General features: G+C 49.7%; 22 protein-coding genes. 11 read left to right on the top strand and 11 right to left on the bottom strand.

From position 1 onward, the window contains the following. Positions 1 to 2 precede the first annotated feature (2 nt). From BGX14_RS08075 to BGX14_RS08060, 4 genes are all read right to left on the bottom strand, one after another. On the bottom strand, positions 3 to 1,775 hold the full coding sequence (locus BGX14_RS08075; RefSeq protein WP_073303564.1) for an ATP-dependent endonuclease: 1,773 nt from the start codon (positions 1,773 to 1,775) through the stop codon (positions 3 to 5). A 260-nt stretch (positions 1,776 to 2,035) separates the two neighbouring features. Beyond that, complete coding sequence (locus BGX14_RS08070) at positions 2,036 to 2,692, bottom strand: TrkA family potassium uptake protein (protein WP_073303565.1); 657 nt, start codon at positions 2,690 to 2,692, stop codon at positions 2,036 to 2,038. Between the two features lies 1 nt (position 2,693). Continuing rightward, a complete protein-coding gene (locus BGX14_RS08065; protein WP_158223271.1) occupies positions 2,694 to 3,308 on the bottom strand; it encodes a potassium transporter TrkG in 615 nt (204 codons plus the stop codon). Positions 3,309 to 3,331: 23 nt separating this feature from the next. Next, positions 3,332 to 4,084 (bottom strand): potassium transporter TrkG, encoded by a 753-nt coding sequence (locus BGX14_RS08060; RefSeq protein WP_158223270.1) that lies wholly within the window; start codon positions 4,082 to 4,084, stop codon positions 3,332 to 3,334. Positions 4,085 to 4,118: 34 nt separating this feature from the next. Here BGX14_RS08060 and BGX14_RS08055 point away from each other — a divergent pair, with 34 nt between their 5' ends. Continuing rightward, positions 4,119 to 5,057 carry a bile acid:sodium symporter family protein gene (locus tag BGX14_RS08055; protein WP_143394194.1) on the top strand — a complete coding sequence of 313 codons (939 nt, stop codon included), beginning with the start codon at positions 4,119 to 4,121 and terminating at the stop codon, positions 5,055 to 5,057. Positions 5,058 to 5,157: 100 nt separating this feature from the next. Here BGX14_RS08055 and BGX14_RS08050 read toward each other — a convergent pair whose 3' ends face one another. Continuing rightward, positions 5,158 to 5,532, bottom strand: a complete 375-nt coding sequence (locus tag BGX14_RS08050) for an Hsp20/alpha crystallin family protein (RefSeq protein WP_073303569.1) — start codon at positions 5,530 to 5,532, stop codon at positions 5,158 to 5,160. A 40-nt stretch (positions 5,533 to 5,572) separates the two neighbouring features. Further along, on the bottom strand, positions 5,573 to 5,935 hold the full coding sequence (locus BGX14_RS08045) for an Hsp20/alpha crystallin family protein (protein ID WP_073303570.1): 363 nt from the start codon (positions 5,933 to 5,935) through the stop codon (positions 5,573 to 5,575). Between the two features lie 115 nt (positions 5,936 to 6,050). On the opposite strand from BGX14_RS08045, the gene BGX14_RS15535 reads away from it, so the two are divergent. After that, the gene (locus BGX14_RS15535; protein ID WP_158223269.1) at positions 6,051 to 6,212 is read left to right on the top strand and encodes a hypothetical protein; all 162 of its coding nucleotides are present in this window, start codon (positions 6,051 to 6,053) and stop codon (positions 6,210 to 6,212) included. A gap of 503 nt (positions 6,213 to 6,715) precedes the next feature. Here the strand turns inward: BGX14_RS15535 and BGX14_RS08040 are convergent. Then, the gene (locus BGX14_RS08040; protein ID WP_095879568.1) at positions 6,716 to 8,254 is read right to left on the bottom strand and encodes an Rne/Rng family ribonuclease; all 1,539 of its coding nucleotides are present in this window, start codon (positions 8,252 to 8,254) and stop codon (positions 6,716 to 6,718) included. A 369-nt stretch (positions 8,255 to 8,623) separates the two neighbouring features. On the opposite strand from BGX14_RS08040, the gene BGX14_RS08035 reads away from it, so the two are divergent. Together BGX14_RS08035 and BGX14_RS08030 are read left to right on the top strand one after the other, a co-directional pair. Then, a complete protein-coding gene (locus BGX14_RS08035) occupies positions 8,624 to 8,812 on the top strand; it encodes a 4Fe-4S binding protein (RefSeq protein WP_073303573.1) in 189 nt (62 codons plus the stop codon). Next, positions 8,809 to 9,984: an NAD(P)/FAD-dependent oxidoreductase gene (locus BGX14_RS08030; protein ID WP_095879567.1), complete on the top strand. Its 1,176-nt coding sequence runs from the start codon at positions 8,809 to 8,811 to the stop codon at positions 9,982 to 9,984. Before BGX14_RS08035 ends, BGX14_RS08030 begins: the two co-directional genes overlap by 4 nt. Positions 9,985 to 10,344: 360 nt before the next feature. Here the strand turns inward: BGX14_RS08030 and BGX14_RS08020 are convergent, their stop codons facing one another. The 4 genes from BGX14_RS08020 to BGX14_RS15530 form a co-directional block, all read right to left on the bottom strand. Next, positions 10,345 to 10,557 carry a hypothetical protein gene (locus BGX14_RS08020; protein ID WP_095879565.1) on the bottom strand — a complete coding sequence of 71 codons (213 nt, stop codon included), beginning with the start codon at positions 10,555 to 10,557 and terminating at the stop codon, positions 10,345 to 10,347. Further along, positions 10,554 to 11,906, bottom strand: a complete 1,353-nt coding sequence (locus tag BGX14_RS08015; RefSeq protein WP_198951137.1) for an IS5 family transposase — start codon at positions 11,904 to 11,906, stop codon at positions 10,554 to 10,556. Before BGX14_RS08015 ends, BGX14_RS08020 begins: the two co-directional genes overlap by 4 nt. Positions 11,907 to 12,009: 103 nt before the next feature. Further along, positions 12,010 to 12,432 carry an outer membrane beta-barrel protein gene (locus tag BGX14_RS08010; protein ID WP_143394192.1) on the bottom strand — a complete coding sequence of 141 codons (423 nt, stop codon included), beginning with the start codon at positions 12,430 to 12,432 and terminating at the stop codon, positions 12,010 to 12,012. A 268-nt stretch (positions 12,433 to 12,700) separates the two neighbouring features. After that, positions 12,701 to 12,844 carry a hypothetical protein gene (locus BGX14_RS15530; protein WP_158223268.1) on the bottom strand — a complete coding sequence of 48 codons (144 nt, stop codon included), beginning with the start codon at positions 12,842 to 12,844 and terminating at the stop codon, positions 12,701 to 12,703. A gap of 53 nt (positions 12,845 to 12,897) precedes the next feature. On the opposite strand from BGX14_RS15530, the gene BGX14_RS08005 reads away from it, so the two are divergent. The 7 genes from BGX14_RS08005 (at position 12,898) to BGX14_RS07970 (ending at position 22,541) form a co-directional block, all read left to right on the top strand. Next, positions 12,898 to 15,375, top strand: coding sequence for a glycogen/starch/alpha-glucan phosphorylase (locus BGX14_RS08005; protein ID WP_095879563.1), 2,478 nt, complete (start codon positions 12,898 to 12,900; stop codon positions 15,373 to 15,375). 108 nt (positions 15,376 to 15,483) lie between these two features. Further along, a complete protein-coding gene (locus BGX14_RS08000; RefSeq protein WP_073305980.1) occupies positions 15,484 to 16,650 on the top strand; it encodes a ribose-phosphate pyrophosphokinase in 1,167 nt (388 codons plus the stop codon). Positions 16,651 to 17,011: 361 nt separating this feature from the next. Next, a complete protein-coding gene (gene nhaA / locus BGX14_RS07990; RefSeq protein ID WP_233126449.1) occupies positions 17,012 to 18,385 on the top strand; it encodes a Na+/H+ antiporter NhaA in 1,374 nt (457 codons plus the stop codon). A 213-nt stretch (positions 18,386 to 18,598) separates the two neighbouring features. Continuing rightward, on the top strand, positions 18,599 to 19,282 hold the full coding sequence (locus BGX14_RS07985) for a DUF4956 domain-containing protein (RefSeq protein WP_073305978.1): 684 nt from the start codon (positions 18,599 to 18,601) through the stop codon (positions 19,280 to 19,282). Positions 19,283 to 19,291: 9 nt separating this feature from the next. Then, positions 19,292 to 20,389, top strand: a complete 1,098-nt coding sequence (locus tag BGX14_RS07980; protein WP_143159488.1) for an HlyD family secretion protein — start codon at positions 19,292 to 19,294, stop codon at positions 20,387 to 20,389. Beyond that, on the top strand, positions 20,386 to 21,693 hold the full coding sequence (locus tag BGX14_RS07975) for a TolC family protein (protein ID WP_073305976.1): 1,308 nt from the start codon (positions 20,386 to 20,388) through the stop codon (positions 21,691 to 21,693). The genes BGX14_RS07980 and BGX14_RS07975 overlap by 4 nt, the downstream gene beginning before the upstream one ends. After that, positions 21,690 to 22,541, top strand: coding sequence for a polyphosphate polymerase domain-containing protein (locus BGX14_RS07970; RefSeq protein ID WP_095879562.1), 852 nt, complete (start codon positions 21,690 to 21,692; stop codon positions 22,539 to 22,541). Before BGX14_RS07975 ends, BGX14_RS07970 begins: the two co-directional genes overlap by 4 nt. Positions 22,542 to 22,571 lie beyond the last annotated feature (30 nt).

Here is a 22,571-nt window from a genome sequence, read left to right as displayed (position 1 = left end):
GCTTACTGTAATCCCTTGGATCCTTCGATAATCCAATCGCAAAGAGAACGGATTTCGTTGTAATTCGGCAGGAACCGGTGCGGATCTTCTCGCCGGACGCGTTCTGTAAATTGATGCCAGACGTGCTCGTTCTTGCCGTTCAAACCGAGATGCTGCTCGATGGCTCCTCGGGTCCAGACCCAGATTCCGATATCGGCCAATTTCCGATGGATGTTTTTTAAAGGTTTTTGCGCTTCGGGCAGAGCGGCCATCATGGCATAAGCTTCACTTGCACTGACCCGCGATTTTTTGCTGACCGGGATTCCATGGACCAGGCGGATGTGTTCCTGCAAGGCGAGCTCCCGAAACAGGGATTTACAGTATTCCACATCCGGATCGTCGCGAGAGATGAATCCATCTTGTTGGGCATTGTTGAACGCGTAATCCAAATCGACAATCGCCCGGACGGGCAAATCCATGGCCGACAGTACTTGCATACTTTTTCGGGTATTGCTGACCCCGCCTTGATGAACCAGAGCGCAACGGATCAGAGCAAAAGAGAGTCCCGTCATTTTTTCAAACAGTGTAGGCAAAACCCGCCATTCCGTTTTTCCTTCGGTCAAAAGAACGTAGTCCGCAAAAAGCAGTTCGTTGGAATTGGACAGGGAAAAAAGCATTTGCAGCTGCGCTTGCGCATCGGTAATCACTGAATGTACGGCGTCTTCCATCCGGCGGCGCATAAAAGTCCCGCGTTCCTTGTTTTTGCGAATCAGAAGGGACGTGCTGACATCTTCACTCGTTACCATCTGCGCGGAATGCGTGGCAAATACGACCTGATATCCCTCGTTGGAAAGATTTTTTAAGGCGACCCGCACCAGCTCGACCGCCTGTGGATGCAAAAAAAGTTCTGGAGAATCGATGAGCAAAAGAGTTCGGCTCAAGTAGTGATTGTGATGGTGCTTTTTCACTTGGTCCAAGTAACGGATAAGTGCCATCTGAATCGCTCGTTTGGAGCCGGCGCCCATCAACTGAATGTCCCGTTCAAAGCCGTCGTCCTCGTCGAAAACGTTCAGCTGCGCCGAAGAAAGGAAGGTGTCGAGGGTCGGGGCCGGAATATCCAGCCGAACATTGACCGATGGGAAAAGCGGACGCAGCTTCTGATTGATTCCGCGTTCAAAAAGTTTAAATTCCTCGGCTCGGGAATCGCTTTGCGCATCGAGCAGCGTACTGAATTTTTGTATCAACTCGTTGAATTCTTTGCCCAGTCGTCGCTCTAACGGCTTGAAAATTTCATTCAACAGTTTGGCAAAAGCCTTGTCGCCTTCAAAATCCCAAATTTGAATCGGCGGCGGGAAAATTCGGGAAAAAGCTTCTTCAAAACCGAAAGGCGCTTTTACCCATTCGCCGCGCCCGTTCGCCCCTTGCCAATCCAAAACCCAAAATTCCACGTCGGCGGAATTTTCTCCCGGAAGTTTTTGAGATCTCTGCACGCGCACTTTGCCGTCTTTTACAAAAGGCGTAATCACTTTGCGCTCGTCTTCTTCCAGCTTGCCGAGAATCGCTTCGGAAACGCCGGCAAAAAGTCCTTCGGCTTCGACAGGCTGGCTGGGATTGTCGAAATAGGAATTGTTCAGCGACGATCGAAACAGAAGCCAACGAATCCCCATCAGGATATTTGTTTTGCCTGCATTATTGTAACCGATTAAAGCCGTAAAATCGCTGAGAGGAAAAGTCTCTTCTCGGATGGAACGGAGATTGCGAATAGTGATGGATTTCAGCTGTAGCGATTCTTGCATATTGGTAAATTACACAAAATCGGCGCCAATGCGCAAACATATTATTATGGGCGGCTTTAAAAATCCATTTTCAAAAAATCGGTTGCCGAACTAGTCGAAGCATGGTTGGTGCCCTTCGATAAACTCAGGAACCGCCGGTTGGTGAGCCTGCCGAAGCATTCACCAAAGCCATTTTTAGAGGAGCACGATGGAATACGATAATGGGCTGCGTCTTGAACGCTGCCCTCGTTCAAAATCCGAAATTCAAAAAGGGGTTCCCGTCAATCGGGCAAGTCGTTCAGGACGCTGTCCGGCCCCAGCACGAAAAGGATGTCGTTTTCCTTGATCTGGTAATCCGCCAAGTTGCCGATAAGCGCGTGAGGTTGCAGCGGATCCCGAATCGCGATAATCTGAATGCCGTATTTGGCGGTGAGCGCCAGTTCTTTTAGAGTTTTGTCCTTGAACTTTTTCGGGCATACGATTTCGATTATCGAGAATCCTTCCAGAAAAGGCAAGCGGTCGAGCATATTCGGGTGAATCAAGCGTTCCGCCAAGGATATCGCCATGTCCCTTTCTGGCTGGAAAATATCCGAAACCCCGAAGCGTTCCAGAATAGAAGTGTGCTGGGAACTGGAACTTTTGGCAATGATGTGTTTGACACCTAATTCCTTCAAATTCAGAATGGTCAAAAGGGAGGCTTCCAGGTCGGCTCCGATGCAGCAAATCACCGCGTCCACTTTCGTCACGGGAAGGGCCGAAAGTTGCGCCTTGCGAGTCGTGTCAGCGACGACGGCCTGCGCTACGTTCTGGGTGATATCTTGCACTTTTTCGGGAGTATTGTCGACGGCAAGGACTTCGCAGCCGAGACTTGTCAAATGATTGGCCAGGAAAATTCCCGTATTGCCTAGCCCGATGATGATAAATTGTTTTTTGGCCATATTAACCTACCATAATGTCTTCTTCCGCATACCAGGCACCGCCTTCTTTCTTTTGAATCACTGCGGAAATCAGGAAGAGCGCGCCCATACGCCCGACGAACATAAAAATACAAACAAAAATCCGGCCAAAGATGGAAAGCTCCGGAGTTAGCCCCAACGAAAGTCCGCAAGTAGAAAGCGCACTGGTCACTTCAAAAAAGACAACCAGCAAGTGCGACGGCGACGACCCGACCGATGTCCCGGGAAATTCCGTCAACAGCAGAACCAAGGTTCCCACGAACGTCAAAATAATATAGACGATAACGACCCGAATCGCTTTGCCTACGGTTTCTTCGGGGATTGTCCGCCCTAAAATTTGAGTCCGTTCCCGCCCAAACAAGCGGTTGATTCCGAGAATCGCAATTACCGCCGCCGTCGTCGTTTTGACGCCTCCGCCGCAACTGCCGGGACTCGCCCCGATGAACATACAGATAATTAAAATGATTACGCTGGTCTCCCGCAGCGAAAGCATGTCGAAACTGTTGAATCCCGCTGTTCGGGAAGAGAATGCGATAAACGCCGAGGATTGCAATTTTTGCCCAAAACTTAGACTGGAAAAAGCACCATTCCATTCCAAGGCGAAAATCGAAAAGAGCTCAATCAAGGATATAATCGCCGTCGAGAGCAGGACGATTTTGGAATGCAACGAGATTTTTTGAATCGCCCGCGTTGAAAAATTGAAAAGATTCTTGATTTCCGACATTGCCAAAAAGCCGACGCCCCCGAAATAACCATAAGCATTATCACCGTGTTCACTACAGGATTGAATTGGTAGTCCGTCAAAGAATTGGCGAACGGCGAAAATCCCGCATTGCAGAATGCGCTCACGGAATGAAACACCGCATAGAGGATGCGTTCGTCTAAAGGAAGGTCGCCGAACTGGGTAAACAGGGAGGCCGTCCCGAGCCCTTCGAGAACAAAGGTAAACGGCAAAATCGCAATCAGAATTTTTTTAGGTTCTATGTCTTCTTGCGAAGTGAATCCCGACTTGAAAAGAGCCTGCTGATTGAATCCGGGTCGGATTCCCGAAAAAAGCAAAATCGCCGTTGAAAACGTCATGATTCCCAAACCGCCGACCTGAATAAGCGCAGCTAGAATCCAGAGTCCCGTATAAGAGAGGACGTTGCCGATGTCGATGACGGAAAGCCCCGTCACGCAAACCGCCGAAGTCGCCGTAAAAAAAGCATCCACAAAAGAGAGTTCCTGCTTCAGCGAAAACGGGCATTTTAAAAGAATGGTTCCCAGGACGATCAGGATGAGATAACCCCGAATCAAAAAGATCATCGGATTGGATGATTTCTTTTTGACGACGGTTCCTGCCGTCGGGATGTCTTTATAGCGCGAAAGTATCATTTCTCGCCCCAATTTAACTAACTTTCGGCGCACTATGGCGAAATTGCGTTCCATTTTAATGCTGCTTGCGATTCTTTTAGGCGTTTTGCTGCCGCAAGCGCATATTCTTTCTCCTCTGATGCCATTTTTCATCGGCCTGATGATGGCTTTGACTTTTGTTTCTAAAGTGCCTCCGCAAAAACACGGTTACACTTTTAAAATCGAACTCCGGGCACTCTTGATGGGAATTTTCCTGTGCGGCTGTCTGCTTGGCATGAAAAAATTTTTCGGGCTTTCGCTTCCCATCGTACTGGGCGGCATGTTGATTTGCTTGTGTCCGCCGGCGAACTCGGCGCCTGTCATGACCAAAATGCTCGGTGGCAATCCCATTCTCGCTCTCAAAATTTTTCTGGTCGGAAGCATCTTCGCCTGTTTTTCGATTCCTCTGATTTTCGGCTACTTTTGCCCGCCACCCGTCGGTATGGAACATCTGGATTTCATGGGGCTTTCCAAAACGATTTTCAATTCAATCCAGCCGATTATCACCATTCCTTTGGCTATTGCGCTTGGGCTTCGCAGTTTTTACCCCGAAGTCGCCGACAAAATTGAAAAGCTCCAAAAATACACGATGTTCATCTGGATTTTCAATGTCTTCATTCTGCTTTCCAAAGCGAGCTACGATGTCCGGGCGATGGGAGTCCAGAAATTGTGGGAAGCCGGCGACTTTCAAAAGACAGCCCTGCTTTCCCTTTCCCTGTGCGTTCTGCTCTTTTTTCTGGGTTGGGTATGCGAACGGAAGTCACATCCGATTGAAGGCTCGCAAAGCATGGGACAAAAAAATACGATGCTCGTCATTTGGCTTGCCCAACTTTATGCGGGACCCATTGCCGCTCTTTGCCCGACATTTTATGTCGTATGGCAAAATCTGGTTTTAAGCTGGATGAGCCGAGGAAAAAGATGTCCGCGAGAGGTTGGGTGTGCCCAAAGAACATAGGGATAGTGGCATCAAATCGTAAACGCGATTGCCCTAAAGCACATTCTACTAAAATAAAAACCGCCGGTATTTGCCAGCGGTCTTTGTGAAATCTTGGGATTTACTGGATTTCCAGCTTGTGCGGTTGTGCGCTCTGCTTCTTGACGAATTTGAAAGACAGAATGCCATCTTCCAAAAAGGCGTCGATATTTTCCAGATTCAAATCCTCGGACAATTTGAACGCCCGTTCGAACTTGATTTCGGATGTGGCTTTTTTGCGAACGGCTCGAACAGAAAGCGTATTGCCCTGCACATCGACGTCGATATCGCTCTTTTTTACGCCGGGAAGTTCTACTTCCAAAGTGTAGATTCCGCCCTTTTCCGAAACGGAAGCGTGCGGCGAGCAAGTATCGCAGGATTTGACGTCTTCATTGAGCGAATCGAACCAGTCGTTCAATCCAAAGATATTTGTAGGAAGCATCTTGGTCAGTAACATATTCATCTCCTTTTTTCAATTTTCATTTTTAATCGATTGCTTACTTGATTGCGATTTTGCGTTTTTCTTCCGCCGGTTTCTTCGACAGTCTGAAGCTCAAAACGCCGTCTTCAAATGCCGCTTCCGCTGTAGAAGGATCCAAGTCTTTGGCGAGCTTGAAGGTGCGCTCGTAAGACGCCTGCGAGGTTTCCGTTTTGCGAACCGCCTTGATGGAAAGCGAATCGCCCTCAACATGGACGTCGATGTTTTCCTTTTTGACGCCGGGAAGATCGATTTCCAATGTATAGACGCCATCTTTTTCGACGACCGCAGCACGGGGCAGATTGGCGTTATCGCCATTAAAAGCGTCCATAAAGCGATCCAGTCCAAAGAAACGAGTCGGAATGATTTGTGTGTTGTACATAGTGTATCTCCTTTTTTTTGTTTTCATTCCTGTTAAAAGCAAAAGCCGTGCCAAACAAAGCCGGTTCGCTAAAATCAGATGGATTCGCCGAAAAGAAAGGCGCGGATATTTCAAAATGGCACAAAAGGTTTCAAAACGAAATGATGAATTGATTCGTTTTGAAATTTCACTGGGAGCTGACTTCTCATTTTTTTTTCGCTTCTCGCCAAGACGATTGCGCAAAAGCAAAACGGCTGGAACTCGTTTCTCTTGTGTACAAACCGAAATTCAAGGTTAGGGATTAGGGATTAGAGAGAAGTGATTAGCGACTAGGGATTAGAAGTTGGGGGCCTTCGACCAGTTCGACAAGCGGTTACCGAGCTTGCCGAGGTGCACTAACTAGCGGATTCTGAGCCTGCCCGAAGGGCAGGGACCGGTTGGGAGTTGGAACTGATAATTGAGTGAAAGAAAAAGCCCCGCTTGAAGAAGTTCACCTTCTCGTAACGTAACACATCTTATTCCGCCCCAGAATCCAAAATTTCCCACAGCAAAGCGTGGCGGGGGATAGGGTGAAGGGAAAAGGGGCTGGCCTTCGCAACTCAGAAGCCCCCTTATCCCTTCCGCCCGCCGCGAAGGCGAGCACCTCGCACTCTGCGAGAAAAAATTCATCTTGTGAAAAGAAATTCTTGTTTTGAAGAAAAAAATTTAATTAAGAGTATTTGGTGGAAGATTGTTCATAATTCCCAAATCAAAAAAGCCCCGCAGAATTTCCGCAGGGGCTTTTGCTGTTTTAATGGAAGGCTACACGAAATTGTATTCTTCCGTAATGTCTTCGTCCTTGTCGTTGAACATGTAGAACTGGCTCGGATACATCTTGTCGTCTTCGACCAGTTCCAGCTGGAGTTCGTGCTTGTATTCCAGGTAGTGGAACATCCGCGCCATATCTTTGCAAAGGAGATCCACCATTTCGGAACTGACGACCATCTTGACCTTTTTGAACTTGCCTTTGGAGCGGGCGCGCGAGAGCCAGCGGTCGATGGCGGAAAGGGTCGTTTCCAAACGGAAAACGTGTCCTGTTCCGCGGCAGATCGGGCAGACATGGGTCTTTTCGGTCATCAGGTTGGTGCGCACGCGCTTGCGGGTCACTTCCATCAGGCCGAATTGCGAAAGCGGCGTTGGCGTAATCGGAGCCTTGTCCTTGCGAATGGCCTTGCGGAATTCCTGGTAAATCGCGTCGCGGTTTTCCTGAAGTTCCATGTCGATAAAGTCGATGACGACCAGACCGCCGATGTCGCGCAGGCGAAGCTGCTTGGCGATTTCGTAGCAGGCGTCGATGTTGGTTTCAAAGATGATTTTTTCCTGATCCTTGCCGTAAACCTTGGGACCCGTGTTCACGTCGATGGCGACGAGCGCTTCGGTCTGGTCAATCACCAGATTGCCGCCGTGGGGAAGCGGGACGGAGCGTTGCAGGGAACGGGCGTAGTCGTCTTCGATTTTGAAATATTCGAACAGGCTTTCTTTGGAAGTCCAGAGTTTGACCTTGTTGATTTTGTCGGAGGACAGCTTTTGCAGCTCCTTGCGAATCGCGATGTATTCGTCGCGGTCATCGACATAGACGTAATCCGTGTTGTCGCTAAAGTACTCGCGAATGGTCTGGGCCACGGAGTCGGATTCTTTGAAAATGCAGGTCTCGGCGGGCTGGTTTTCGAAATTGGTTTTGGTTTCTTCCCACTTGGCTTCCAGTTCGCGCATCTGCTTGGAAATTTCCAATTCGCTTTCAGAGAGTCCGTTGGTGCGGACGATGTAGCCGACATCCGGTCCTTTCAGGCGGCGCACGACCTTTTTGAATTCCCGGCGCTTTTTGGGGTCGCGTTCCCGCTTGGAAACGCCGATAAAGTTGGTGTTCGGCATGCAGACGAGAAAACGACCGGCAAAGCTCAGGTGCGTTGTCAAACGGGCACCCTTGGTGCTGATGGGCTCCTTGACTACTTGAACCATAATCTCCTGTCCTTCGTGGAGAATCTGGTCGATGGAAAGTTCCTCGCCCACGGTTTCGTCGTCGTCCTTGTCCCCATATTCTCGGGAAAGGAGGATGTTGCGGTCGATTGCGTCTTCCTGATGAAGAAAACCGGCCTTTTCAAGCCCGATGTCGATAAATGCGGCCTTTAGCGCCGGAAGTACTTTTTGCACGACCCCCTTGTAGATATTGCCGAGGACACGATTGGATTCTGCGCTTTCCACAACCAGTTCAGCGAGATCTCCACCTTCCATCACGGCAATTCTCTTTTCATAGGGCGTCATGCTGATCAAAATGCCGCGCTTTGAATTTTGGATAGCCATTAAAACTCCTAAAAACAAAAAAATCTTTGGGCTTTTGAACAAAACCCACTGAAATGCAGAAATATAGAATTTCTTTAAAGATGCCTTGGCGATGTCGGGCGAGTCGCATTGAAAAAAGAGACTTTTGGTCTTCTTGGCTCCGGCATTTTAAAATAGGCGATTGAAAGACTCAAAGGGGTCACCGTCTTTGGGGGACTTATTTGAACAAATAGATTCTATATTTCCCATCATGGCTGCCTCTAAAAATTCATTTTCTTGTCGTTTTATTCTTTGCCATGACGGCTCTTGTCGCTTGCGCCTTGACTGGCTTGGCGAAGCATCGCTCTGTCGCTCGCGATTTTTTTTCACCGAAGATTTTGAGGTAGCCGAATGAAAAAGTTGTATCACGATCGGGAAAAATGCCTGGAATGCGCGGGCTGCGTCGGAGTGTGCGCTTCGATGGCTCTGGATATGTTTGGCCTGGATTTGCAAATCGATGATGCGAAATGCGTGCGCTGCGGTTTGTGCTGCAAGGCGTGCCCGGCGGGAGCGCTGACGCTGCGGGAGGTCGAAGAATGAAAAAGTCTTCTTATGATGTGCTGGTTATCGGTGCGGGCCCTGGCGGGAGCGTTGCGGCAAGGAATTTGGCAAAGCAGGGCTTTTCGGTTTTGCTGATTGAAAAACGGGAAAAAATCGGTTATCCTGTGCGTTGCGGTGAAGCCAGCACCAAATTGGAACGTCTCCAGGAAGAATTCGGCCCGATTGAACCGGACTGCATCGAAACGGAATTGAACGGGCTCTATGTTTACGGTCCGGGCGGTGTGGAACTCGACTGCAAAATGCCGGGCGTCGGCGTGATGCTGAACCGCGAAAAATTTGACCCGTGGCTTGCGCATTTGGCCGAGGAAGACGGCGCGGAAGTCGAGACGAACGCTCGGGCTTCTGCGGTGGGCGAAGTGCAGAACGGCTATCGTACAGTAACCGTGGAAACCTCCCGAGGAACCGAATTCATCCAAGCGAAAATGGTCATCGCCGCCGACGGCGTGGAAAGCCGCATCGGGCGCATGGTCGGCTTGAACACCCTCCAGAAACCGGCGACGACTTGCACTGGCGTCGATATTCAAGTCAAAGGGATTTTGACAAAGCCCGATTACCTCACCTTTTGGCAGGGCGTCGATTACATTAACGACGGCTATATCTGGAGTTTTCCGAAAGTGAAAAGCAACGTGACGAATTTCGGTGCTGGCTTTTTGATTTCGACAAAATCCGACAAGTGCATAGAAGAAGTGGCGTTCGACTGGCTGAAAAAATTGTTCCCGAATGCGAAAGTCGTAGAAAATCACGTAGTTGGCGGACTCATTCCCGTTTCCGGCAATTTGGAACGGACTGTCAAAGACCGCTTCTTGCTTGTCGGCGACGCGGCGCACCATACAAATCCCTTGACGGGCGGCGGCATTGCGACGGCGATGCGCGCGGGGCTTTTAGCTTCGGCGGTCGTGGGCGACGGGCTTCGCTCGGGGGAACTTTCGGAATCGTCCTTGCGCCTCTACGAAAAACTTTGCCGCGAAAATTTTGGGCAAAAGCACTTGCGGTTGATGAAGTTCCGCCGCTTTTTGCTGTCCCAGACCCGCGACGACCAGATTCGCGTGTATAAACTGATCCGGTCCTATCTCCAGTCGGGCAAAAAATTCATATTCGGAATGCCGCTGGAACTGGCCAAATACGCGTTTCGTTACCTGAAGTTCCATTGACCCTCATTGGCGGGAGTTCTTTTTTGGGTGTGCCCCGCTTTCGCGGGTCGGGCTATATTGCTCCAAGGCAAAAGCCTTTCCGCAACGGAGCCGCAAGCGTCTCCGCCCATCCGGGTAACTATCCCTCACGCAAAATTCGGGCGGGGGAATGCGCCACTCTTGTGAACCTGTCGCCCTTCGATTGGTTCGACTAGTTCGACAAGCGGTTGCTGAACCCGTCTAAGCATGGTTGCTGAGCCCGTCGAAGCACGCCAACCAACGGTCCCTGAGCCTGCCGAAGCATTCGCCGAAGTTGTTTTAGCGAATTCCTTTACAAAAAAGCCCGCCATGCAGGCGGGCTTCCCAAAATAGCGGCTCTGGTTACAGGAACCAGTAGGTCGCGCCAATGGACAGACGCAGGTTTTGAACATCCGAGGAATAAGAATAGCCATCTTCTTCGTAATCTTCCGCAATAGAGGTGAGGCCCAGCATCAAGCGGAAATTGACATCTAAATTGGGAATGATGGACCAGCCAGCACCCAAAGCGAGGCCGAATTCAAAGGTGCTTATATAGTCGTCCCTTAAAAAGGTCACTTTGCGAACGCAAGATAAGGACGTTCGCATTTTTTGTTCATTCCGTTCCACAGAAGGCAAAAAAAGTATAGCCATTCCAACAGGACAAAAAAGCGCCTCATGGCCCTCTTGAAGTTGAACGCCGCTGCTGCAAGCTTTGCATTGAGCATATCGCCAAAGATTCCCTTGTAGAAATTTCTGCCCATACGGTGATCGCTTTTCAGATGGCCGTTGATAGGCTCGATGCCAGCCCTCTTGCAAAAAAGATTGTGTGCCTTTTTCTTCTGGTAGTAAGTCGCGTTTTTCTTCGGGACGTCGGGTATCACGATCTTTGTCGTTCCGGATTCCTTTTGTCCGCGGTAGCCTCGGTCGCATGCGGCCTGGCTCGGCCTGAATCCAAGCATTTGTTCAACATGGTCAAGCGTATCGTCTATCGTATGTCCGTCATACTCGTCCCTGAACGCGACTGCGCCGACGATGATGCCGTTGTAGCTCCGGGCAATTGACACCTTGTTGCCGAACTCGTATTTCTTGTGTTCCTTGCCCTTGCCGATGCATTTCACTTCGGGTTCGTGTAGCGAATAGATTTTGTCCTTGTCGCATTTCTTCTGTGCCAGAACTTTGTAGAAAAGTTCAATTTTTCCTTTGTACGTACCCGACAGATTTTTCTTCGAAAGATTCCGTTCCATTTCGCGGACGAGCCGTCCCGCGATGGTTTTCAACCTGCGATCCGCCTTGTGAGCCTTTTTGGCGTTTTTCGGGTGATTGCGGAAACGCTGGTCACGATGAATCTTCTTCAAGGTTCTCTTGTAGGACTGTCTCTGCGGAAGGCCGTGTTCTTCCACGATTTTCTGCACCTGCTCTATTATCTTGTTCGCAAGTTTGGCGTCTGTAGGGAACGTGATGTTCTTTTCCTGCACGGTCGTGTCAAGAAAGACCGTGCCGCATCCTGTCGGTCCTTGTTTATCGTGGTCATCGTTGACGAGGATACTTTCCTTGAGGATCATGTCCAAGCCTTCCTCGCCGATCTTATGCCGGAAGTGGACAAGTTCGCTCGGGTCGCAGGGTTGCTCCGTCGAGAAGAACCGTTCTCCGCAAAAGTACTGGTAATAGGCGTTTTCCTGGAACTGCTCCACGACGGACTCGTCCGATACGTTGCGGATGTGCTTCAGGATGATGAGCCCGGTCATGAGACGGATCGGCTTGTTCGGCGCACCCATTTTGTCGTCAAACAGTTTCGAAAACTCGGTCTCGAACTTGTTCCAGTCAATCTTGTTCGCAAGAACGTAAAGGGGATGCTTGTGGTTCAACTGCTCCTCAAGGGAACAGAAAAGGCTTGTCTGGGCGGAGGATTTTGGCGGTCTGTACATGGGAAAAATTGCAAGGTTTTCAGTCATATTTTAGAAAACCTTGCAATATTTTCACAGGGTAGAAATCAATTTTTCCCAATAGTTATGCGGGCTGGGCGGGATTTTAAGGGACGACTATATAGTCGTCGAGATCTGCTGTAACCTCTACGTCGCCGACTTCCTCTTCGATTTCGGAGGACAAGTTGAATGCGAAGGTGGGACCTGCTTCCAAATAGAATTGCGGAATTGGGGTCACGCGGGCCAAAACGGGAATTTCCAAATACCATTGGCGAACGGTCACATCGTCATCGGAAACACGGCGGAGGGCGATGTCGATTTCAGGAGTGACGGCGAATATGGGAAGAATTTCGATCCCGCTAGTAAGACCGGCGCTAAATCCGAATCCCCAAGGGACGTCTTCGGCGTCATCTCCCCACCAGGTTCCGAATGTTCCGGCGGCTCGGGCACCGAAATGAAATTCTCCGCCGGCAAAGGACAGGGTTGCTGCTACAGCGACCAGGGCGAAAATTTTGAAAATGCGGTTCATAGTTTTCCTTCTGTTTGTGAATTGTTGATTTAGAATCCATTGTTGAAAATAAATGTAGTAAAGCGTAAACAAAAGCGGACTAATTTCTTTCTTTCTTTTTACAAAAATCTCTTCTAAAAAATCGATCCCATCGAAAATCGGTTGCGTTAGAATAACTTGTTGTCAGCTATCAGTTGTTAGTTTTCAGTTGTCAGTCCGAATTGTCTATCTGGCCACTATCCACTATTTACGGATCACTTTTCCTTTCGCCTGGTTTTCTGAACTTAGGTTAGTGCGCTTCGACCGGTTTGACAACCGGTCCCTGCCCTTCGATAAACTCAGGGACCGCCGGTTGCTGAGCTAGTCGATGCACAGAGCACCAAACGCCGTCGTTGCCCGATTTACAGCGCAAATGCCGTTTTGTAAACGGCATTTTAAGAAATTTTCTATCTTTGGGGAAAATTTAAAACTTTGCAAAGGTGACTTATGGCAAAAAAAGAACCGTCCAAGAAACATTCCGAAGTTCTGGAAAATACTGTCCAGGCTTTCAAGAACGCTTTTGATAATCACATTCACCATTCTCTTGCCCGTGATGAACACACGGTGACAAAACACGAAAAATTTTTGGCCGTGGCATATGCTGTGCGCGACCGCCTGATCGATCGCTGGATCAAGACGCAGGAAACCTATTACGAAAAGGACGTCAAGCGCGTTTACTACCTGTCTCTGGAATTTTTGATTGGCCGCACCCTGGGCAATTCCGTTTTGAATTTGGATGTGGAAAGCGCTGTGGAAGAAGCGGTTGCCGAACTGGGCATGACCCTTGAAGAACTTCGCGAAGAAGAAGTGGACGCGGGGCTTGGCAACGGCGGACTTGGACGCTTGGCCGCTTGCTTCCTCGATTCGATGGCGACTTTGGAACTCCCGGCGACGGGTATGGGCATTCGCTATGAATACGGCATGTTCAACCAGAAAATCAAAGACGGCCAGCAGGAAGAATTGCCGGACAATTGGCTCCGTCTCCCGAATCCGTGGGAAATCGCGCGTCCGGCGAATGCGATTAAGGTGCCTTTCGGCGGTTACGTGGTGACCTGGACGGACGACAAAGGCAAGCTTCGCAACCGTTGGGAAACGAAGGATTACGTGCTGGCTCTGCCGTATGACACGCCGATTCCCGGCTACCGCAATAACACGGTGAACAACCTCCGTCTTTGGAGTGCGCAGAGTGCCGACGAATTCGGACTTGCCTATTTTAATAATGGCGACTATTTGGCCGCAGTCCAGGATATGGAACTTTCGGAAACGATTTCGAAGGTCTTGTACCCGAACGATTCCTCCGTGAACGGAAAAATCTTGCGCTTGCGCCAGCAGTATTTCCTTTGCGCCGCTTCTTTGCAGGACATTGTCCGCCGTTTCAAAAAGTTGCATGACGGCGAATGGAAGCTTTTCCCGGACAAGGTCGCCATCCAGTTGAACGATACGCACCCGGCGATTTCCATTGCGGAACTGATGCGCATTCTTTTGGACGACGAAGGCTTGGAATGGGACGAAGCTTGGGACATCGTGACGCGTACCTTTGCTTACACGAACCACACGCTCATGCCCGAAGCTTTGGAAAAGTGGCCGGTGAGCTTCTTTGAAAAACTCTTGCCGCGTCATTTGCAGATTATTTACGAAATCAACGCTCGCTTCCTTGCAAAGGTTTCCCTCAAGTGGCCGGGCGACACGGCGCGCCTTTCCCGGATGTCTCTGATTCAGGAAGGCAATGAAAAGATGATCCGCATGGCTTACCTTTCCATTGTGGGTTCCTATGCGGTAAACGGCGTGGCGGCACTCCACAGCGATCTTTTGAAGACTAGCCTCTTCAAGGATTTCTACGAGTTCTGGCCGGAAAAGTTCAACAACAAGACGAACGGCGTGACTCCGCGGCGTTGGGTGCGCAAGGCGAATCCGGCGATGTCCGCTCTGGTTTCTTCTAAAATCGGCGACAACTGGGTCAAGGATTTCAGCGAAATCAAAAAGCTCGAAAAGTTTGCTGAAGATGCCAAGTTCCGCAAGGAATTTATGGCTGTCAAATTGGAAAACAAGAAGCGTCTGGCGGCGTATCTCAAGCAAACGCAAAATGTGGATGTCAATGTGAACACCCTCTTCGACATTCAGGTCAAGCGCATTCACGAATACAAACGCCAGCTGTTGAACATTCTCCACGTCATTTATCTCTATCTCCAAATCAAGGACGGCAAGAAGGTTACGCCTCGTACGGTGATGATTGGCGGCAAGTCCGCTCCGGGCTACTGGATGGCCAAGCAGATTATTCGCCTCGCCAACGCCGTGGGCGCTATTATCGACAGCGATCCGGATTGCAAGGGCAAGCTCCAGATGATTTTCTTGGAAAATTACCGCGTGAGCTTCGCCGAAAAAATCATTCCGGCTGCCGACCTTTCCGAACAGATTTCGACTTCCGGAACGGAAGCTTCTGGTACGGGCAATATGAAGTTCGCCATGAACGGCGCGCTGACGATTGGCACTCTCGACGGCGCCAACGTGGAAATGCGCGAAGAGATTGGCGCGGACAATTTCTTCCTCTTCGGCCTTACCGTCGAAGAAGTCCAGGAACTTTTGGCGAAGGGATACCGTCCGCGCGACTTCTACGAAAAGGACGACGATCTGCGTCGCGTGCTGGATCTCATCAACAGCGGATTCTTCTGCCCGGACCATCCGGAAACCTTCCGCCCGATTGTGGAAAAGCTCCTTTCGAGCGATCCGTTCCTGCTGCTTGCGGACTTCCGCTCCTATGTCGAATGTCAGGAAAAAGTCGCTAAGGCTTATGCGGATAAGGACAAGTGGGCGAAAATGGCGATTCTCAACGCCGCTCGCATGGGCAAGTTCAGTTCGGACCGCACCATCGAACAGTATGCCAAGGAAATTTGGCAAACCAAAGCCTGTCCGATTTCTATCAAGTAAGCCGGCTTTTAAAAAAGGCAGCGGTTAATCCGAAAATTTTAGGCGAAAGCGCGTTAGTGCTTTTGCCTTTTTTTATCTTTGTTACACCTTTAAAAAAGGATTTCCCGGATGCAAGATCGATTCATAGTGACTGGAACCTTTACGGACGACCCGTTTGCGATAGATATGGCGCAGTATATCGGGCTTCGCGAAGATATTTCCGATACCGTTTCGCTCAAAACTTATGCGAATACCGAATTCTGTCCGCGTTACATGCTGGATGTTTTCGACGATGAAAATATCGGCAAGCGCTTGGAAGGCAAGATTGTGCTCATCTGCTCGTCCACTACCCACGAGTGGAGCCGCAACGATCTTGCTATGCGCGCTTGTATTCTAGCCCGTGCTGCCAAAGAGAACGGAGCTAAAAGCGTTGTTTTGATTGAACCGGATTTGTTTTACAGTGCACAGGATCGCGGTGCTCATCGCTTTGGCGATTTGGAAAAGGACCGCCCGCTTTCGGACTTGAAAAAGTTTGACGGCCAGCCGTTCACCGCCCTCCTTTACGCCCAGCTTCTCAAAACTTCCGGTGTAGATGCTGTGGTGACGGTGCACAACCATTCGGTCAAGGTCCAGAATCTTTACGGCGATATTTTCGGCGGGCATTTCCACAACATGATACCGACGGAAGTGTATGCGCATTACATCAAGACGTCGAATTTTGTCCAGACCGGCAAAGACGGCGACAATCTGGTCATCGTTGCTCCGGATAAAGGGGCGACTCCGTTTGTGAATGCGATGTTCGACGCTTTGGAATTGCCGAAGTGCAAACGCGTCATTATGAGCAAGGTGCGTTCCGGCGAACGGGAAGTCAGCATGTCGCTTTCTCCGGATAGCGAAGTGCAACTGGATTACCTGAAAGGCAAGGATGTCATCGTGTTCGACGATATGGTTCGCACGGGTTCGACGATTGTCCGTTGCTGCGACTACTTGAAGACCGGCAAACCGAATCGGGTCTGCTTCTGCGTTTCGCATTTTAATTCCAGCCCGGAAGCCCGTGAAAAGCTGAACAGTCCGGCTATCGACGAAATTTTGACGACGAATACTTTGCCCGATATTACGAACCGGGATTGCCAAGGCCGCTTGCGCCACAAGCTTACCGTCCTGAAAATCGCCAAGTGGATGTCTCGCTATGTCATGCGCCTCTACGGTGAAGACGATGGCCGTTACAGCAAGAATTTCTACAAGGTCGATATGAGTTCCAAGAACCCGCGTTGGCCGCCTCCGCACTTGTATTGATGCAAAGTCGAAAAATCGGTTGCGATTCGTCGCGCCGATACGGCTTCAAGGCCGTAAAGGATTTTTTCCTTTAAAAAGACCGTCATATTTGTGGCGGCCTTTTTTTGTTGCCGACAACTTGAAGAGGAAACTTTTTGTTTTCAGATTTTCCGTTGTAGAACGGAGAGCCTATTCTGCGCAGGATGACGTTCGCGTTTTTTTAGTTTGCGGATTTGTGAATCTAGTCGCTGCGTTTATTTTACAAAGCGAAAGTGCCGCACTATTTCGACTTTAGGCGTTTCATCGTCTTTTTCTAGAATGGGAATTGGATATGACCGTTCTTTTTTTATTTTTTAGTCCCCTTCATTATAAAGGAATCGCGATGGCAGAAAAAAATGTTTTCGATACGGCTATGCCGCATGCGGCTATCGATAAATTTGTCGCTCCCGTTCAGCGCTTTTTAAAAGTGGAATCGACGGCGGGCATTGGCTTAATTGTTGTAACGTTTTTGGCTCTTCTGTGGGCGAACCTGTCTCCGGAATCCTACAGTGCTTTTTGGAACCTGCCTTTTAATTTTACTATAGGTCCGTGGAGCATCGACAAGGCTTTGCACGGTCATGTTCCGACCATCGGCTGGTTTGTGAACGACGCCCTGATGACGATTTTCTTTTTTTCCGTCGGGCTGGAAGTCAAAGGTGAAATCGTGCAGGGGGAACTCCATGACGTGCGCAAGGCTCTTTTGCCGATTCTGGCTGCTGTCGGCGGGATGATTTTTCCTGCGATTATCTATTTGTTGATTTGCCCTCCCGCAGCGCACCACGGCTGGGGAATTCCGATGGCGACGGATATTGCGTTTACGGTCGGTTGCATGGCTTTGCTCGGCTCTCGCATTCCGCATGGGCTTCGGGTCATGATTCTGACTTTGGCGATTGCCGATGATATCGGATCGATTATCGTCGTGGCGGTCGGGTATTCGAGCGGCGTGCAATGGGCAGCCTTGGCGGTGGCTGCTCTGTTCCTGTTCTTGACGTGGCTCTCCTTTAAAGTCGGTATCCGCAATCTGTTTGTCCATGGAACGCTGGCTTTGATTTCCTGGCTCTGCTTTGTGCAAAGCGGCGTGCATCCGACGATTTGCGGTGTGATTATCGGGCTTTTGACTCCGGTGACGCCGATGGTCGCCAAGACCTACATGGACAAGCTTATTGTGACTGTGGGGGATGCGGTCAAGGCGAATCGTCCGATGACAAACGATCAGCGCAAAGAAGTTCTGGATATGCTGGAACGGACTTCTCGCGAGAGCGGTTCTTTGCAGGGACGCTTGAATACGCACTTGCAGCCCTGGGTGAATTTTGTGATTATGCCGCTTTTCGCTTTGGCAAATGCGGGCGTTGTGATTGAACCGGGCGCAATCAGTGCTGTCACTTTGTCCGTTGCCTTGGGACTTTTAATCGGCAAGCCGCTGGGCATATTCCTTGTGTCCTTTGCGGCGATTAAAGCGAAGATTTGCAAATTGCCTGCGGGCGTGAACTGGAAAGCTCTTCTGGGCGGGGGAATGCTTGCCGGTATCGGATTCACCATGTCTTTGTTTGTGGCGGGTCTGGCGTTCAGCGATGCGGACCATGCGCATTTCCTTGCCGCGGCCAAGGTTGGCATTCTTTCGGGCAGTTTTGCTTCGGCAATCCTCGGAATTGTTTATATGCGCCTGGTGTCCAAGTCGCCGGTCGTTTCGGACGCTCCTTTGGGACCTACGGAATAGTCCTGCTTGTTTAGAAAATCGGGGCGGATTATCCGCCCTTTTTTGTTTTTCTTTCCCGCGAATTTTTGAAAATCCCCAAAAAAAGAACGAAAATTCCCGAAAAACGCAAAAAGAACGTAAAAAATCGCTTAAACCCCTTTTTTAAATTTTATTTAGGGTGTTTTCTGGAAGATGGATATTTAATTTCAAGTTAGGCAAACATTGGAGCTTTTTATGCTAGATCTTCTCACGGTGCAATCCAGCGCCGCTTATCCGACAGTCATCACAATGGTATATACCCTGCTTTTGGCGTTCGTATGCTCGACGGCGATAGGATTTACCTACGAACACACTTTTTTGGGACTTTCCTATTCCCGGAATTTTGTCCAGGCCCTGGTGCTGAGCTCCGTTGTGGCCGCCACCGTGATGCAGGCGATTGGCGATAACGTCGGTCGCGGTTTGGGAATGCTGGGCGCACTTTCGATTGTGCGCTTTCGGACGAGCTTTAAGGACCCGCGGGACATTATGTTCTTGTTCGCCGCTCTGGGTGCGGGCATCGGCTGCGGCGTTTTCGCTTGGGGAATCGCTGCGGGTGGAACGCTGACTTTTTGCGTTATCGCTTTTGTACTTTCCCGCTCGGGTCTCGGCACCAAGAATTTTTTTGACGGGATGCTCCGCTTTGCCATGACAAACGATTCCGCTTCCCGGGAAGCACTCGAAAAAGTTTTGCGGGCAAATATCAAGACCTTCGTGCTGATTACAATGCGAGAGGTCGATGGCGGCGAACGTATCGATGTCGCCTACCAGGTGCGCTTGCGCCGCAAGCGTCCGGCAAACGAAGTGCTCAAAGAGCTGACGAAAATCCCCGGAGTTTCCAACATTCACTTTATGATGCAGGACGCAACGACGGAAGTCTAGGAGATGGGAATGTTTTTTAAGAAATTGGACGAATTGGCGGACTTGAATTCTTCTCGTTTTCATGCCATTGAATCGCACAAGATGCTTTTTGCCTGGATTGTCGCTGTGGTAGCTATCGTCGTTCTCGGGTATTGTTTTCACGGACAGAATATCGTTTTTTCGGGAATCGCCGAAGCGGACGAAACCATCATCAGTATGCCGGAAGCGGTGGAAGTCGTTAAAATTCACGTGATTCCGGGGCAAGAAGTCAAAGCGGGCGACACTCTGGTCGAATTGGCTCGCCCCGCCCTTGCCGTGCGCATGAATGAGCTCCAGCGGGAACTGGACGCCATCGAAGGGCGCGGAAACATCAATTCGGCAAGCATCGATCAGAAAGTCGCGGAAGTCCAATCCGATTTGAATATGCGCCGCAACACCATCAATTTGGAAATCGAAAAACTGAATACGCAGTATCAGCAGAATCAGGCACTCTCTTCCAAGCTCAAGAGCATTTCCGGTTCGGTCAAAGCGGACAGCAACAGCGGCATCCTGTTGAGCATCCGGAATCTCAAAAAGGAATTGCGCGTTGCCGAAGCGAATGCGGCCTCGCAAATCCGTCTTTTGAGGGGGAGCAAAGGCTTGGAAAAAACGAGCAACAAGGCGGAAATCGAAGCGCTCCATCGCGAAATGGAAATGATTAAACGGCAGATTGACGAGCAGACGATTGTCGCCAAGGAAAATTGGATTGTCGCCAGTGTCGATGTGCGTGACGGGGAAAAGGTTTCGAGTTTTAATCCGATTATCACTCTCACGCATAAAGAGGTGACTCTTGTACGGGGCTACATCAACGAGAAGATTGTGGCGCGTCTGGAAGTCGGCGATGCAGTCGAAGTCATTTCCAATAGCGGCGAGCACATGATGGGTGCCATTTTAGGAATGTCCAGCCGGATAGTGCCTTTTCCGATTCGTTTGTTGAAAATGGTAGATATGCCGCTTTACGGGCGAGAAGTGACGATTCGGGTTCCGCAGGGAAATCGGTTGCTTTTAGGCGAAAGGGTTTCCATTGCAGAAAAAACAAAAATTCCCCAGATTTTCAAGGAATCCGTGATGCAGGGAGATGAAAAATGAGATTTTCTGTTTGGGGTCTCGTTCTTTCGGTGTCGGCTTTTGCGACCCCTCTGACTTGGGAAAAGCTGATTGCGTCTGCGGAAAACGATCCGGTTTTGCAAGCGTCGGGGAAAAAACAGTCTGCCATTGCTCACCGTTCAGGGACCAAACTTTGGGACGATTTGGAGTTGGAGTACACATTGGACGGTTTCGGCTTTATGGAACACGATTTTGAATTGAAAATCAAGCCGAAAGCCTTTGGTGAAGGTTCTGCCGACGATGCTTATTGGAAAAGTCAAGCGGAATACCAGCGGGCGCACCAGAATCTGGATCGGGCGCTCGTCCTTTATGAACGCTACGAACACGCGCTTCGATTTGTCAAGTGGCAACAGATTTTGCATTTGCATTTGCAGCTTTCGCAAATCGCGGCGGATCGTATAGAAGTTTTGCATGCGCAGAGCGGCTCGGAAGAATTCCGTTTGCAGGATCTGGTTTCGGCTTTGGAAGAGCAGGTGTCGATTTCGGCAAAGCTTGTCGCCGACTCCAATGCGATTCGGGATTCTAAAATGAAACTGCTTTCATGGGTCGAAGGCTACGATGAAGTGGATATTGATTCCACATTTTTACCGTCGATTGAGGAATTGAAAAAAATTCTGACCGAGATGTCTTTGAATGCAGAAAGATATTCCGAGGTGGCGACGGCTCGCGCAAAATGGGCCGTGGATGAAAAACGCGCCGAACAGGAAACGGCGAGCGATCGCAATTACATTTCAAAAATCGGCGTGGGGTACAAGTATGTGCACGGACGTTACAAATACAAATGGATAACAAAGGAATGCAGCGGTTCGAGTTGTGTTGAAGAGTGGCAGTTGCAGCGCACCGATGACGACCGCAGAACGCAGGATAAATTTTACGCATCCATCGCGGTGCGGCTTCCGTTTTTCAGCAATGACAATTCCGGCAATTTAAAACGGCAAATCGATGTCTTAGAAAGCGAACGGGATTACCAGAAGACCAAGCGAGACGTCTCGCAAAAAGTGGAACGCCGCCGCGAAGAAATTCTAGGGCTCATCACCCAGCGGGAAGTGCAGCAGAAATTTGTGGAACAGGTCGATCAGGGTGCTTTATTCGAAGACTTTGCGAATCGGGCTGGAAACGATCCCCTTCTTTTGCTGCGCGCCAAGCAGAGCTCTGTGGAAAGCCAGCTCAAAATCGTGGAATTGGACGACAATATTTTTACCGTGTATCTGGATCTTCTTTTTCAGACCGGATCGCTCGGCAGAACGGATGTGAACAATCATTTGAAAGCGGGACCTGAAAAATGAGCGAAGCGCGCGGTTTCAGTCTGCTTGAAAGGTTTGAACTCAAGTATCACATTCCTGTGTCCCTCGCCGACGAAATCGGGGATTTTCTGAAACCTTATTGCGAAGAGGATTTCTATTCCAAAAAGACGCCGGGCGGGTTTTACTGGATTACGAATTTGTATCTGGATTCCCCGCGGTGGACTTTTCTTAGTTGGAAAAAAGCGGGCAAGTTGGACCGGTTCAATATGCGGGTGCGCTGTTACGGCGAACATCCGGACAACGAGGGCTCTTTTCATTTTGAAGTCAAGCGGAAAGTGGCGAATGTCGGCTATAAAAGTCGAGGAACGATTAAAGGCGTGAATCCTTCTTTTGTGTGGTCCCATCCCGAAGAGGAGTGGCCCTGCAAAACGGAAACGGACAAAATGTATGTGCGTCAGTTTATCGGCAAAACGCATATTTATAATGCGCAACCGAGGCTTTTGACGCAATACAAAAGGCGCGCCTGGTTTGGCTTGAACGAGGAATATTCCCGGGTGACAATCGACATGGGGATGCGCTTTCGCGAAGAAAATGGATTTGATTACAGCGTCGATTCGGCGGAGATGTGGTCCACCAGCCTGCCGCGATTTTTTCAAAGGGATTGCAACGCCGTTTTGGAATTGAAGTGCCCCGCTTTACAGGTGCCGTTCTGGATGCTCGATTTGATTCACCGGTTCAATTTAAAACATGGAGCGTTTTCTAAATTCGGGAATGCTGCCGCCGAATGGAAGCGGGTTTATGAAAATCCCCGAGATTTTCGTGACGCGCGTTTCCCTTATCTGGCTGGCGATTTTGAAGATTCCAAGGTATTGTTATCCGCTAAACTTTAATTCATGAATTCATAATCCCCAAAACGTCCC

It is taken from the genome of Fibrobacter sp. UWS1 (assembly GCF_002300445.1).
Lineage (GTDB): Bacteria > Fibrobacterota > Fibrobacteria > Fibrobacterales > Fibrobacteraceae > Hallerella > Hallerella intestinalis.
The sequence above is the reverse complement of the archived record's forward strand: the minus strand, read 5'-3'. Positions and strand labels throughout refer to the sequence as shown.

Excerpts from the sequence above, each read along its gene's own strand:
- BGX14_RS08050 (WP_073303569.1), bottom strand. The coding sequence starts at position 5,532 with ATGTTACTGACCAAGATGCTTCCTACAAATATCTTTGGATTGAACGAC.
- BGX14_RS08040 (WP_095879568.1), bottom strand. The coding sequence starts at position 8,254 with ATGGCTATCCAAAATTCAAAGCGCGGCATTTTGATCAGCATGACGCCC.
- BGX14_RS07985 (WP_073305978.1), top strand. The coding sequence starts at position 18,599 with ATGCTAGATCTTCTCACGGTGCAATCCAGCGCCGCTTATCCGACAGTC.
- BGX14_RS08045 (WP_073303570.1), bottom strand. The coding sequence starts at position 5,935 with ATGTACAACACACAAATCATTCCGACTCGTTTCTTTGGACTGGATCGC.
- BGX14_RS08010 (WP_143394192.1), bottom strand. The coding sequence starts at position 12,432 with ATGAACCGCATTTTCAAAATTTTCGCCCTGGTCGCTGTAGCAGCAACC.
- BGX14_RS08060 (WP_158223270.1), bottom strand. The coding sequence starts at position 4,084 with ATGATACTTTCGCGCTATAAAGACATCCCGACGGCAGGAACCGTCGTC.
- BGX14_RS07980 (WP_143159488.1), top strand. The coding sequence starts at position 19,292 with ATGTTTTTTAAGAAATTGGACGAATTGGCGGACTTGAATTCTTCTCGT.
- BGX14_RS08030 (WP_095879567.1), top strand. The coding sequence starts at position 8,809 with ATGAAAAAGTCTTCTTATGATGTGCTGGTTATCGGTGCGGGCCCTGGC.
- BGX14_RS15535 (WP_158223269.1), top strand. The coding sequence starts at position 6,051 with ATGGCACAAAAGGTTTCAAAACGAAATGATGAATTGATTCGTTTTGAA.
- BGX14_RS08015 (WP_198951137.1), bottom strand. The coding sequence starts at position 11,906 with ATGTACAGACCGCCAAAATCCTCCGCCCAGACAAGCCTTTTCTGTTCC.
- BGX14_RS08070 (WP_073303565.1), bottom strand. The coding sequence starts at position 2,692 with ATGGCCAAAAAACAATTTATCATCATCGGGCTAGGCAATACGGGAATT.
- BGX14_RS07970 (WP_095879562.1), top strand. The coding sequence starts at position 21,690 with ATGAGCGAAGCGCGCGGTTTCAGTCTGCTTGAAAGGTTTGAACTCAAG.
- BGX14_RS08035 (WP_073303573.1), top strand. The coding sequence starts at position 8,624 with ATGAAAAAGTTGTATCACGATCGGGAAAAATGCCTGGAATGCGCGGGC.
- BGX14_RS08075 (WP_073303564.1), bottom strand. The coding sequence starts at position 1,775 with ATGCAAGAATCGCTACAGCTGAAATCCATCACTATTCGCAATCTCCGT.
- BGX14_RS08005 (WP_095879563.1), top strand. The coding sequence starts at position 12,898 with ATGGCAAAAAAAGAACCGTCCAAGAAACATTCCGAAGTTCTGGAAAAT.
- nhaA (WP_233126449.1), top strand. The coding sequence starts at position 17,012 with ATGGCAGAAAAAAATGTTTTCGATACGGCTATGCCGCATGCGGCTATC.
- BGX14_RS07975 (WP_073305976.1), top strand. The coding sequence starts at position 20,386 with ATGAGATTTTCTGTTTGGGGTCTCGTTCTTTCGGTGTCGGCTTTTGCG.
- BGX14_RS15530 (WP_158223268.1), bottom strand. The coding sequence starts at position 12,844 with ATGCCGTTTACAAAACGGCATTTGCGCTGTAAATCGGGCAACGACGGC.
- BGX14_RS08055 (WP_143394194.1), top strand. The coding sequence starts at position 4,119 with ATGGCGAAATTGCGTTCCATTTTAATGCTGCTTGCGATTCTTTTAGGC.
- BGX14_RS08000 (WP_073305980.1), top strand. The coding sequence starts at position 15,484 with ATGCAAGATCGATTCATAGTGACTGGAACCTTTACGGACGACCCGTTT.